At 47.8% G+C, this 12,805-nt stretch carries 13 protein-coding genes; 5 read left to right on the plus strand and 8 right to left on the minus strand.

Annotation, left to right across the window (positions count from 1 at the left end; translation table 11 throughout):
- Window positions 1-17: 17 nt before the first annotated feature.
- The gene (locus DFQ00_RS02480) at window positions 18-998 is read right to left on the minus strand and encodes a Gfo/Idh/MocA family protein (RefSeq protein ID WP_110893776.1); all 981 of its coding nucleotides are present in this window, start codon (window positions 996-998) and stop codon (window positions 18-20) included.
- Between the two features lie 346 nt (window positions 999-1,344).
- Between DFQ00_RS02480 and DFQ00_RS02485 the strand changes: the two genes are divergently transcribed.
- The 4 genes from DFQ00_RS02485 to DFQ00_RS02500 all read left to right on the plus strand — a co-directional run bounded on the left by DFQ00_RS02485 (window position 1,345) and on the right by DFQ00_RS02500 (window position 5,036).
- Window positions 1,345-2,982, plus strand: coding sequence for a thiamine pyrophosphate-binding protein (locus tag DFQ00_RS02485; RefSeq protein WP_110893778.1), 1,638 nt, complete (start codon window positions 1,345-1,347; stop codon window positions 2,980-2,982).
- A 12-nt stretch (window positions 2,983-2,994) separates the two neighbouring features.
- Window positions 2,995-3,363 (plus strand): carboxymuconolactone decarboxylase family protein, encoded by a 369-nt coding sequence (locus DFQ00_RS02490; RefSeq protein WP_110893780.1) that lies wholly within the window; start codon window positions 2,995-2,997, stop codon window positions 3,361-3,363.
- Between the two features lie 264 nt (window positions 3,364-3,627).
- On the plus strand, window positions 3,628-3,969 hold the full coding sequence (locus DFQ00_RS02495; RefSeq protein ID WP_110893782.1) for a hypothetical protein: 342 nt from the start codon (window positions 3,628-3,630) through the stop codon (window positions 3,967-3,969).
- 74 nt (window positions 3,970-4,043) lie between these two features.
- Window positions 4,044-5,036, plus strand: a complete 993-nt coding sequence (locus DFQ00_RS02500; protein WP_110893784.1) for a 3-oxoacyl-[acyl-carrier-protein] synthase III C-terminal domain-containing protein — start codon at window positions 4,044-4,046, stop codon at window positions 5,034-5,036.
- Between the two features lie 155 nt (window positions 5,037-5,191).
- Here DFQ00_RS02500 and DFQ00_RS02505 read toward each other — a convergent pair whose 3' ends face one another.
- The 7 genes from DFQ00_RS02505 to DFQ00_RS02535 all read right to left on the minus strand — a co-directional run bounded on the left by DFQ00_RS02505 (window position 5,192) and on the right by DFQ00_RS02535 (window position 11,880).
- On the minus strand, window positions 5,192-5,761 hold the full coding sequence (locus DFQ00_RS02505) for a manganese catalase family protein (protein ID WP_110893786.1): 570 nt from the start codon (window positions 5,759-5,761) through the stop codon (window positions 5,192-5,194).
- A gap of 24 nt (window positions 5,762-5,785) precedes the next feature.
- Window positions 5,786-6,061, minus strand: a complete 276-nt coding sequence (locus DFQ00_RS02510; protein WP_110893788.1) for a spore coat protein CotJB — start codon at window positions 6,059-6,061, stop codon at window positions 5,786-5,788.
- Window positions 6,033-6,290: a spore coat associated protein CotJA gene (locus DFQ00_RS02515; RefSeq protein ID WP_110893790.1), complete on the minus strand. Its 258-nt coding sequence runs from the start codon at window positions 6,288-6,290 to the stop codon at window positions 6,033-6,035. Before DFQ00_RS02515 ends, DFQ00_RS02510 begins: the two co-directional genes overlap by 29 nt.
- A gap of 190 nt (window positions 6,291-6,480) precedes the next feature.
- The gene (locus DFQ00_RS02520; RefSeq protein ID WP_110893792.1) at window positions 6,481-7,857 is read right to left on the minus strand and encodes a hemolysin family protein; all 1,377 of its coding nucleotides are present in this window, start codon (window positions 7,855-7,857) and stop codon (window positions 6,481-6,483) included.
- A 46-nt stretch (window positions 7,858-7,903) separates the two neighbouring features.
- Window positions 7,904-9,040: a radical SAM/CxCxxxxC motif protein YfkAB gene (gene yfkAB, locus DFQ00_RS02525; RefSeq protein WP_110893794.1), complete on the minus strand. Its 1,137-nt coding sequence runs from the start codon at window positions 9,038-9,040 to the stop codon at window positions 7,904-7,906.
- A gap of 216 nt (window positions 9,041-9,256) precedes the next feature.
- On the minus strand, window positions 9,257-10,342 hold the full coding sequence (locus tag DFQ00_RS02530; RefSeq protein WP_244213663.1) for an HD-GYP domain-containing protein: 1,086 nt from the start codon (window positions 10,340-10,342) through the stop codon (window positions 9,257-9,259).
- Between the two features lie 107 nt (window positions 10,343-10,449).
- The gene (locus tag DFQ00_RS02535) at window positions 10,450-11,880 is read right to left on the minus strand and encodes a bifunctional metallophosphatase/5'-nucleotidase (RefSeq protein WP_110893798.1); all 1,431 of its coding nucleotides are present in this window, start codon (window positions 11,878-11,880) and stop codon (window positions 10,450-10,452) included.
- A gap of 120 nt (window positions 11,881-12,000) precedes the next feature.
- Between DFQ00_RS02535 and DFQ00_RS02540 the strand changes: the two genes are divergently transcribed.
- Window positions 12,001-12,750, plus strand: coding sequence for a molybdenum cofactor biosynthesis protein (locus DFQ00_RS02540; protein ID WP_110893800.1), 750 nt, complete (start codon window positions 12,001-12,003; stop codon window positions 12,748-12,750).
- The last annotated feature ends 55 nt before the right edge of the window (window positions 12,751-12,805 follow it).

Raw genomic sequence — 12,805 nt, forward strand, 5'->3', positions numbered from 1 at the left:
TTAACATTAAAGTAAATTTAACGCTGCTGCCTTAGTGCTTCCAGCACCTGTTGTGCCTCATATCCATCCTGGAACGTGTAGATTTTCCCAGGCTTACCCTGTATACGACTAATCACATGTTTCAGAACAGGCAGCTCACTCGTGGATTCCACTACTTCCACCGCAGACAGCGGCTGTCCGATGGGTCCGCTCATAAGCTCCTCCCAGTTTTCCAGTGCAATCGTGCCTTCCGTTCCGTATACCACCATAGATACCCGTTCCTCGCCAGCAAAGTGAGAGATGCCCTGTACATGAATACACGTTCCATCAGACAGTGCAAGCACAGCCTGAACTTCCTGCTCACACGCATTCGGCTGGTCTGCAGGATAAGTCACTCGAGCTTCCAGCATATGAAGTGGCCCAAACACCTGCTGCATCATATGAATCCAGTGAATGCCCACTTCCAGGATGAATCCTCCCTGCTCACGGCTCGTAACCCAGTTGTTCTGCTGCCAGGATCTCGGCCATTGCGGAAATTGCAGAATCAGATCAATTCTGCGAATGCGTCCCGCAGCATGCTGTCTGATCATGTCCTGTAGCTTGAGCACCGCAGGTTCATGTGGCATGGAGAAATGTACGGCGTGAACTACTCCAGCCCGCTCTGCCGCTTGCTCCGCAGCCTCCAGCATCCGGCCTGCTTCTTCCAGACTGTTCGCCAGCGGTTTCTCACAGAACACATGAATATTGCGCTTCAGCACTTCCATAACAACCGGATAATGATATTTCGGTGGAACAGCAATGTATACCAGATCAATCTGCTGCTCATCCAGCAGTTGCTCGTAGTCAAGATATGTTTTCACGGATGGATGGGATGCGGCAAAGGCCTTCAAACCTTCCTCATTTGCATCACACACCGCGGCAATTTCCACGGACTGTTCCATCTGTGTATTTTCCGCTTGATCAATCATATGTAAACCCATTTTACCCAGCCCGATTACGGCCATTTTCAATGCAGTCATCATATTACCTCCAGTTCCCTCTCAGTATAGCAGAAATCCTGTAGTAGATACGCTATTCAATCATTACATTATCGCACCATTGCGTCATTACGTTAATGCATATAGGTATTTAGTTACAGATTTCGTATCCTATTTATGTAATCGTATTCATGAAAACCGGGGTATGCACAACTTTAGAAGCAGGAAATTAGATTCACAAAAAATGTTGACAAGAAAACACAAAAAAAGATACGATTTCTAATAACAAGGATTTCTTCCTTTTACAACCTTAGACAAATACCAACATGTACAATCGGATACGCCGCCTGGTTCTATAAACCCATTACTTGAAACGAGGTGTTCACGCGTGAGAACTGTTGCGGACTACTTGGCAGAAACACTGCGCAATCTGGGCGTCACTCATGTATTTGGTATTATCGGAAAATCAATCTGTCCCGCTCTTCTGAAAATGGTCGATCACGGTCTGGAATTCATCCCCGGCCGCCACGAGGCCAGTTCAGGCTTTGCCGCCTCAGGATACGCGTTACAGACAGGCCGTCTGGGAGTAGCCTTCGCCACATCTGGCCCAGGAGGAACCAACTTGCTTACGGCAGCGGCGCATGCCAAAGCCAATAATCTACCCGTTCTTTTCCTTACGGGTCATCAATCCATTCAGGAGCTCGGCATTCCTCAGTGTCAAGACTCCTCTTCTTATCTGGCCGATCTGGCCGAAATGTTCAGACCCGCTACACTATTCAGTAAACTCGTAGAACGCGGGGATCACTTCGGCACCCTTCTGAACCATGCCATCTCTATTGCCCTTGGCCCGAACAAAGGTCCTGTGCATCTCTGTCTTCCTTTTGACGTTCAAACCGAGCAGCTTCCGGCTTGCCACATCGTTCTTCCCGAACCTGAACCATTACTTAGCATCTCGAATCTGAATCGAATTCTGCCGCTAATCGAGCAAGCACAGCATCCTCTGATTATTGCAGGCAAAGGGGTAACCCGTGCCGGTGCCCATGAGGAACTGCTGCAGCTCGCCGAAAGGTTAAATCTTCCTGTTATTACAACGCCCGGCGGCAAGGGAGCCATCGCATGGGATCATGCCCTATATCACGGCCCTTGCGGTGTAGGCGGCTTCCCGCATGGGGACGAGCTGCTGAATCAAAGCGATCTGTACCTTGTGCTCGGCTCCAGGCTAAGTGATATGACGCTATGTAATCTCAAGCCTCACAATCATCCGGCACAGCTGATTCAATTCGATACTGATCCAACCTTCGTTGGCAAAATCCTGCAGTCCCAGACCTTACATATTACAGGCGACATCAAAGACAATCTGCAGTACCTGCTGACCATCCTGCCTCCGAAGCCTGCTGCTGTCTCCGAAGATTTCAGCCAACCTGTCCCGTATCAGTCCCGATTACCCGAGCTGCCACATCTGTCTCTCGCGGCTGTGCTGGATCGAATGAGTGATATGCTGCCGTACGATCACAAGCTGTTTGTTGATGATGGAAGTCATGGCTTCCATGCCGTACAGCGGTATAAAGTGAAGAAACCAGGCAGTTTTATATTTGATGCCTATTTTGCCTGCATGGGTAATGCCATCGGTATGGCTATTGGAGCCAAGGCCGCTTCACCAGAAGAGACGGTGGTCTGTATTACCGGAGACGGGTGTTTCATGATGCTGGGCACGGAAATTCATACAGCCGTATGCAAGAATCTGCCTGTCATTTTTATCGTTGTAAACAACAAGCAGCTGGATATGGCACTGAAAGGCATGGAAAAAACGACAGGGCGCATTGATGGCACATTGTATGAAGTCCCGATGGATGCTGTTCAATTTGCTGAAGCTCTGGGAGCCAATGCCTTCCGAGCAGAAACACTGCCACAGTTCTCTTCCGCGCTGGAAACCGCATTGAAGCTCAAACAGGTCACTGTCATCGAGCTGCTGACCGATCGGGATGAAATTCCACCGACAGCTCACCGCGTAGTGCACTTAAATTAGGGGGTATGACACATGAGTGATCAGATAACACAAGGGTTGGACCGCTTTGCCAAGCTTTCCGGTGAGTATGGTGCGAAGGCACTTGCACCGATCAAAGAACATTTTCCAGAGCTGTCCGAGTTTATTATGGGGACAGCGTATGGTGATATTTTTCAACGCACAACCATTACAGAGCAATGGAAGGAAGTTGCTATTATCTCCTCCTTAATTACTCAAGGTCAGTATGAGCAGCTTGGGGTCCATTATGCCATGGCACTAAATGTGGGCATCACTGTCGAGGAACTTAAAGGCATCCTGCTTCATCTCGCACCTTGTGTAGGTGCTCCGCGAATTATCAGCGCATTTAATGTACTGCTTGCTACTATTGAAGAAACTCAGTAAATTTCCGTTAAGGGGAACCCAGTAAATTTCGATTAAAGGAAAACCGGTAAATGTTCGTTGAGGGAAATCCAGTAATTCTTCGTTCTACATTTTTATACACCATTCGACCTTTTTATTGATCTTTTTACAATAATACCTTTATAATATGGGTAAATTATCCTTCCGACCTATAACAACCTGTATCATTTGTCTTAGGGGCTATTGGACTGATTCATTCCATAGAGGATAACTTTCATTCATACTACGAAGGAGAGATACTGCGCAATGGGAAATTTCAATCTAAAGACGGATGCTTCAAACAAGGTGCTGTACATTGAATTGGAGGGTTCCTTCTCTCAAGAGGATGGCCTTCGTTCCATCTCGGCGTATCAGGATACCATTGCTTCAATCAACACCAAGGAGTATAGCCTGGACATCGACTGCAAAAAACTTAACGTCACCGCCCCCGAGATCGTACCTCTTCTGGAGGGATGTCTAGCCATGTTCAAAAAGGATGAATTTCAAAAAGTCGTGTTAACTCTGGAGAACAATGCCATTCTGAAAATGCAGCTTGCCAGACTAGGCCGGACCGTAGGGCTCGACAATCTGGAGATTATTTCAGTGTAACCATCTGCATCTGCATCACCATCACCTGGCGTTTTCGTTACAGCTCTGCCTTTCCACTTATGAGGAGGATGACGATGGCTGGAATTCGTATTGTAGATATTGATATATATCACCCTGAAACCAAGGTGCACAATGACTTTTATATTGAACATTTTGATGCAAGAGGGGTTGATGTGCGCGGTTTGTTAAAAGCACTCGGACGTGATTCGCGTTACAAGATTGACCACGATGACGAAAATTCACTGACTATGGCCCTTGAGGCAACGCAGCTGCTTCTCGCCAAAACCGGCTTCACCGGTCAGGATATTGACTTGATTGCGTACGCAAGCCAGACACCGGAATACATTTTCCCTACGAATTCCTTAATGATTCATCATCTGATCAGCGGAGCATCCCACACCATCTGTATCGACAGCAATGCCAACTGCGCAGGCATGACCGCGGCCTTTGAACAGGTCAGTCGTCAGATGCTCGGCAATCCGCGAATCAAACGCGCTTTGATTATCGGCTCGGATTATATTGCCCCTCATGCCAGCCCGGATGATCCGGTTTACTTCGCCAACTTCGGAGATGCAGCCGCAGCCGTAATTGTTGAACGGGATGAGCATGCAGTTGGTTTTATTGATTCCATCTATCAGACGGATACCTGTGTGTATCAAAACTCTCTATTCCCCGCTGAAGGGTTAGCCAAGCTGGGAAGCAAGGGTGTAGATGCAGGAGCCTTTCATGTAAAGTTCACTCCGTTTGACGATTCCATCTGTGTTGACGCCGCCTCTGAATCTATTCGGACCTTGCTGCAGCGAAACGAGATCAGGCCGGACGAGATCAAAGCCGCTTGCTTCTCCCAGCTGTCCATAGCGAATATCCGTGCGGTATCCGATAATATCGGCATCGCAGATGATATCGCCGTATACGTTGGAGACGAATTCGGTTATACCTCCACCAGCAGTCCGTTTATAGCACTGCATCGAGCCATTACCTCGGGTAAGGTACAGCGCGGTGACAAGGTGTTGTTCTGGACCGTTGGCGCCGGGTGGCAAAATGTTGCCATGGTCGTTGAATTTTAAAGCATTTATGCATACAACATCATTTATAACAGTAGGGCGGTCAGGGAATACAACTTCCGATGATTCGTCCTTTTTTATCTTTCCCTTCAAACAAAAAAGACAGCCCGCACGGACTGTCGATCATCTCTGCTGCCTTCAACGTTTTCAGTCACGACCTAGAAAATTTTCTTCGTCTCCCGATCGTCCTTGAGTATCTCAACGGCTTCCCGGAAGCGCAGCGAGTGCACAATCTCCCGTTCCCGCAAAAATTTCAGACTGTCCTGCAAATCCACGTCATCCGTCAAATCAATTAACCATTGATATGTAGCCCGGGCCTTCTCTTCGGCTGCAATATCCTCATACAAATCTGCGATGGGATCACCCTTGGCTTGAATATAGGTGGCCGTAAAAGGGACACCGGCAGCGTTGCTGTAGAAGAGTGCTTTGTCATGCGCTGCATAGTGAGCATCCAGCCCGGCCTGCTCCAGCTGTTCCATGGTGGCATCCTTGGTGAGTTTGTAGATCATCGTTGCAATCATCTCCAGGTGAGAAAATTCCTCCGTCGCAATATCGTTCAGCAGACCGATAATTTTGTCAGGAATGGTATAACGTTGATTCAGGTATCTCAGAGCTGCCGCAAGTTCTCCGTCTGCACCGCCGTATTGCTCCATCAGCAGCTTTGCCATATGAGGATCACATTTGCTCACCCGCACCGGATATTGCAATTTTTTTTCATAAACCCACATTGTACAGGACGCCTCCTTCGATTTTTATACTTGCCATGGCCAAGGTGTCTGTGACCACTCCCACGGATATTTGGAAAAGGCATGACCAAAGTTGGTCAACGGACCATACAGCTGTTGAAACTCATGTGCTACGCGCATACGCTCCTGACTGAACTTGTTATACTGCTCAATGCTTTGAAAATCTCCCGGATGTGTATCCAGGTACAGATTCAGCTCGACCAGCACAAAATCCAGCGCCTGCAGCTCCTCCAGCAGTTCATAATACCTGGCGTCACAAGCCTTCGGCTGCTCCTTCTCCATCGCTCTCCACCGCCCTTTCCTTGGTTTTCTTTGAGGTATACGGACTAAATAATGCGGGCCACAGTGTTCCTACTCTCAACGCCTCAGCCGGGCTATATTGCGGCCACCCCATCGGCTGAAAGGGAATAAACAGCTGCGGTGGAACCAGGTACGTACGAATACCTATGGGCTTACACGGATCAAATGGACCTACAAAAGGTACATATGCCCGGACCTGCGGATCTTTCATTCCAAAAGCCTCCTTTATCATCCAATAGCATGCATCCGGCAATGCTTGAAAATAACGATGGTACAGCCCCAACCTTTCCCGTCCTTATAACCATATGTCAGGCTGGAGCAGGATAATCCCTTTTTTATGAAATCTGTACAAAAAAAGACCTTTGAAAACGCGCCTGAACGCCGCTTCCAAAGGCCTTACTTTATTTGTTGTTATGATCTTCATCTTGAGAGAGCCGTGGATCACCGTTTTTCTCTTCCAGAGCTTTCATCTGCTTGTACACTTTCACCCGATTGATTCGCAGGCGTGTAGATTCTTCCACCTCGAAAACATATCCGTTTTGTTCTCTGGTTTTGCCTTTAGCCGGACTGCCCTCCAGCTCTTTGAACAACCAGCCGCCTATCGTATCTACTTCATCGTCCTCGATCACTGCTCCAGTCCATTCATGAACATCCTCAATCAGCGAACGACCGTCTACTGAAAAAGCATCACCGATTCGTTCCATATGCGGACGCTCATCTTCGAACTCATCGTACAGATCTCCAACAATCTCTTCCAGAATTTCTTCTGCTGTTAGCAGCCCGGCAGTTCCCCCGTATTCGTCCACGACAAGCGTCATCTGGGAATGCTTCTTCTGCATCAGACGCAGCACATGACTAATCTCCATCGACTCGGGTACGTTCAGAATCGGGCGCACCAGTGCAGCAAGATTCTGCTGCTGCTCCGGTTCAGCCAGCAGCAGATCGGTAATATGGATGAAACCGATAATCTCATCCTTATCCTCTACAGCGACAGGATAACGTGAATGCTTTGTGGCGTTAATAATTTTCAGATTCTCTTCCAGAGACAAATGTGTGTATAAGCAGTCCATATCCGTACGTGGCAGCATTACCTCCCGGGCCAGCATGTCGGAGAAATCAAATATGTTGTCCATAAGTTTGATCTCATCCTTATCAATGACACCGCTCTTGGCACTCTGTTTCATCAGGATACGAAGCTCATCCTCAGAGTGTGCTTCACTTTCGCCTGCCGGCTCAATACCAGCCAGACGTAATAAAGCATTCGCCGAGGCGTTCAGCACCCAGATGAACGGGAAGAAAACTTTATAAAATAACAGCAATGGCGCTGACAAGAGCAGCGCGATCCCGTCTGTTTTCTGAATCGCCAGAGATTTGGGTGCCAGCTCCCCAAGCACGATATGCAGAAACGTAATGATACAGAAACCGATGATAACCGACACTGTAGCAATCAGCCCCGTGTCCGCAACCCCCAGTTTGAACATGAGTGGCTCCACAAGCAATTTGGAGATGGCCGGCTCCCCCAACCACCCTAGTCCAAGAGACGTCAGCGTAATTCCGAACTGCGTTGCCGATAAATAAGCGTCGAGTTTACTGTTTACCTTCAATGCATACCCGGCTAGACGATTCCCCTCACTCTGTAATTGCGTCAGGCGTGTCTGTCTTACTTTGACCAGAGAGAACTCTGCAGCAACAAATACGCCATTCAAAAAGACGAGCAAAAAGACAAAGAACAAATTAAGTGCCAGCTGTCCAAAATGAAACTCGGTATGCACTTCCAAGTTGAAACTCCCCTTTTCTATCTATTTCAGGAATGCACCTGGAATATCAACGTGTAATTGCTTTTCTTGATTTAAAGTCAACACCTTTGTAATACATGTCAGCGACCAGCAAATTCGGCCCGCAGCAGGAAGCTGCATCACAATGACAGTTCACTGTCTGGTTCAGCGGATGCTCCGCAGACCATTCATGGAACACATCATCCAGTTTACGATCATGAATGTTACCGAAGGCTGGAATATCAGCAAAATCCGTGACATACACGTTACCTGTAAACATGTTGACATTAACACGGTTACGCCCGTCGGGGTCATTGCGAACCGTCACATTAGGCTCACTATACAATCGCTGAATCAGTGCACGATCCTGCTCGGCGGCACTGCATGCAAAGAAGGGCAAGGTTCCGAACAGCATCCACATGTCCTTATCACGTACATCCAGCAAACGGTGAATAGCTGCTCTCATATGATCCAGCGACAACACAGGCAGCGACGAGGCAAAGTTGGAATTATACATTGGATGAACCTCATGCCGCACACAGCCCATCTCCCGAATCAGCTGGTGAATACCTTCGAGCTTGTCATATGTGCGATAGTTGATCATCGACTCGGCAGAAATAAACATGCCAGCTTCGCTCAGTTTACGAGAGTTCTCTATCATTTTCTCATACATCTTCACCGCAACTTCACGCTTCACCGGTCTGCCGCTGTTCGCAAATCCGACCTGATGAAAATCATCGGCATTTAAATAGTTGAAGGAAATATGCATGACGTCGAGGTATGGAAGCAGCTTTTCATATCGGCTGATATCCAGTGTCAAATTCGAATTGATCTGGGAGCGGATTCCACGCTCCTTGGCATATTTAAGCAGTGGAATAATCATCTCATCCACCGTTCTCTGACTGAAGCTGGGCTCTCCCCCTGTCAAACTGATGGTCTGAAGATGCTCTACCTCATCCAGTCGCTTCAGCATCAAAGAGAGCGGGAGGGCAGGTGCCTCCTGCATCGTAAGCATATCCCCTACGGCACAGTGCTCACATCGCATATTACACAGATGTGTCACAGTCATTTCTACACTGGTCAGCACATGCCGTCCATAGGTGCGCAGAGAGCCGATCGGGTCCCACGGATCATTCGTGGGTGATAAAGGCATCGGTTGTACCGATCCTGAGTTTAGCATGGTCATAGTTCTTCACCTTATTCCTTTTATTAACCTGAAATGTTTATTTTACATCATATCCAAGATCACTCGTCTAGGAGTTATCTTTTATCATAGCACAATTATGAATCCTGCTGCACAGTCAACCCCTGTCCATTACATGACAAAAAACGCTCATGTAACTTCGGGAAATATCCTTCTGCTCCCGGTATACAGTTGAGCGCTTGTCTATATCCTGCCCGATCAGCTATTCAACGGTTCGACCAGCGGAACCTCGACAGCATCATCCACACCTTCTACCCCTGTAATCATGACGGAAAGCTCTGTAGCAAGATTGATCTCGTATGGTGAAGCGAGCATCTCACCTCTTGCATCCTTGAGCACACGTATAAGTGGGCGCTGGGGCACACGCGGTTGAATCGCTGCTACCACGCCGGCTTCTCCTGTACTCAGTGTAACCGATAGACCTATCGGGTAGATCGCCACACAATCTCTGAACTTTTCAAGCATCCTCTGCTCATAAAGCGTACCTGAACCGGTGTATAACACTTCTACAGCCTGATGAGGAAGCAGAGCTTTACGATACACCCGATTGGTCGTCATCGCATCGTAAGAATCGGCAAGAGCGATCCATTTGGCATATTCATGGATTTCATTGCCTTTCAAACCGGAAGGATACCCGCTGCCATCAATACGTTCATGGTGCTGCAGAGCGCAGTGTGCAGACAGCAATGGAATTCCCGGTTCATCCTTGAGAATACGATGTCCGTATGTGGTATGGTGTTGAATCATTTTAAATTCCTCGTCACTGAGACGTGAGGGTTTATGTAAAATTTCAGGGGCAATCTGTGTTTTTCCGATATCATGTAGCAGAGCACCCAGACCAATCTCCATGAGCTGCTGGCGTGAATAACCTGAAGCTACGCCCAGAACAAGGGTATACACACATACATTCAGCGAGTGGTTATATAGATCAAAGTCACTGGAGTTCATGTCCATTAACATGATCATTGCTTCTTTTTGACCTCCAATGTCCTCCAATATACTATTCATTACACCACTAAGCGCTTTTCCAAAATGAGGAATCTGATTTTTGCTTTTGAAGCCGGACATATGTTGAAACTGCTGCTTGATCTCCACCAGCGCTCTTCGCTTCGTTTCTTCCTGAAGCATGTCGGGTACAACAATATCTTCTGTTGCTGCATCCTGAATATATACATATCCAATCCCGAGATCCTTCAATCGACCGATCAAACGGCTCGTCAGTTCTACATCCTCACTGAGCAAGACCAGACCTTCCTCACTAAAAATTCGTTTTCCCAGCTTCATGCCAGGCTGCAATAAGTTTATATGTACTAAACGCACAGCCTATCCTCTCCCGCTCCGTAGATGTAATGAACACTTGCCGCGCTTCAGCAGAAGGCAGTCTTGTCGTTCTAGCTTTGAAACCAGCGGGACCGCATGCTCTCCTCCAGCGCCCCAGGTCGTTTTAATTCCTTTTCCACCAAATCTCGTATAAACTCCGGAAGATGATACTGTACGTTTCTTCCTTGAGCCAAGGATGGATAACCTACATTAAACGTAAACATGTCAAGTGTCCCAACAACATATTCACGCTGATCTTCCATAGGCGCACCGTTCACCTCAATAGATTGAATTCGGTGATATACAGGTGCATTCGGATCATACCTTACTTCCATTCCGTCCATGCATAACGTACCCAGAATCTTCCCGCGGAAGCCAAACCCTACGATTGGTTTGCGAGTATATTCCTGCAGCAGTGACTGCTCAAGTGCTTCACGAATCTGACTTCCATTCAAGCCTATTGTACAAGCATTTATCGGAGATGGACATAAGGAATGTAACATTCCCTTGGTGATATCTCCTTGTGGAAGATTGCCAAGCAGCTGACCCGCATTCACAAGTGAAAGCTCTGCCCCTGTAAATTGGCGAACGGCCTGTGCAAGCAGGCTGGCAAAAGCAGATTCCCGCTCATAATCTATCGGCAGCCCTCTATCCGTAATAACAGCTGTCTGATTAAGCACACGCTCGGCTTCTGTTCCATTGGTTGAAATCGCCAGAGATACCTGCTCCTCCAGCAGTTCTTCCCGTACAGGAGCACAGCCGCTAGTTACCAGATGCAGCGGCCCAGCTTCACCCGTTCGTTCCAGCACGACCTTCCCAAGCCATTGTCCGAATTTGCCCGCAGCCCCCAGCACCGTCTGTCCTATAACGAGCGGTTCTTCCAGAATGTGATGGGTATGACCGCCAAGAATCACATCAATGCCTTCAGTTTCTTCCGCCAGCCTTTTATCTGTCGACAGACCAAGGTGTGACAGCACAACGATTACATCTACTTGACCCCGAAGCTGCTTAACCTGAGCCTTTAAGGTATCCACCGGGTCCAGCACCTGCCATCCGAGCAGCTCGTAAAAGGTATTAAAGGGAGCCGTGGCGCCCAGCAGACCGATTCGGAATGGCCCCTTGTCAATCATCGCGCAGGGCTGCATCCATACTGGAGGCTGCCCCGTACTCTGCTCCACTACATTGCCACATACAATCGGACAGTGAAGTGCATTATAGGCTTGGGCAAGTTGTTCCGTCGTAAAGGTCAGCCCTTCGTTATTTCCAATAGTTATGGCATCATACCCCGTCAGGTTCATTACATCCACATTCGCCATGCCGAGTGTGCCTTCCGTTTCAACAGCCATTCGATCCATATGATCACCAATATCAAGCACAAGCAGGTGTCCACCCTGTGCACGTTCCTGACTAATCATAGCAGCAATTGCACTCATAGAACCGAAGTGACTGTGAAGATCATTGGTGTGTAAAATAGTTAATGTCTGCTTCTCACTACTGTGCATCAAAGTGCCTCCCCTGCCATTCATTAAAACGTACATTCTTCTAATAGATAAGAATAACATTTTCTACGTCGTTATGATATATTTATGAGGTTTAGAGATCAAAAAGAGGGGATTCATTCTATGAAATTGACCATTCAACTATTTGCAGGCATTGCAGAGCGTTTAAATACATCACAGCTATTGTTTGAATTCGACGGTGATACACCTACCGCCTCCCTGCTCAAGGAACAATTAAGTAATGCTTACCCTGAAGCAGCCACCCTGATTCGTTCATCTTTTCTGGCCGTAAATCAAAACTATGCTCCAGCCGATACTATAATTAGAGCGCAAGACGAGCTTGCTTTGATTCCTCCTGTATCTGGAGGGGATGGCTCCTCAAGCTCCGGGGATAACAAGCAAAGTCAGCCTGGGACCCAAGAGCATCGCACCGAAGATGGCCTATTCCTCATCACCGATGCTGTCTTGTCTGTTGAGGCCACCACCAATCTGGTGATTACCGCCAATCATGGGGCTACGCTGACTTTTGTAGGTACAACCCGGGAAATGACAGGCGATCAGCGCACTGTTTTTCTGGAATATGAGGCTTATGTGCCTATGGCTCTCTCCCAAATGTCCGCCATCGGAGCAGAGATTGCGGAACGCTGGCCGGGTGTGCGAACTGCAATCAGTCATCGGATTGGTAAAGTAGATGTAGAAGAGATCAGTGTGGTCATTGCTGTGTCTTCTCCTCATCGTAATGATTGTTATGATGCAAGTCGTTATGCAATCGAAAAGCTTAAACAAACGGTTCCCATTTGGAAAAAGGAAGTCTGGGAAGATGGGTCCGAATGGAAAGGTCATCAACTAGGACCCTGGAACCCTATGGACTAGAAAAAAATGAGACTGCACGCGGTTTACAGAAATTTATGAATAGTAAACAAGTCGT

The organism is Paenibacillus barcinonensis, assembly GCF_003217495.1.
Lineage (GTDB): Bacteria > Bacillota > Bacilli > Paenibacillales > Paenibacillaceae > Paenibacillus > Paenibacillus barcinonensis.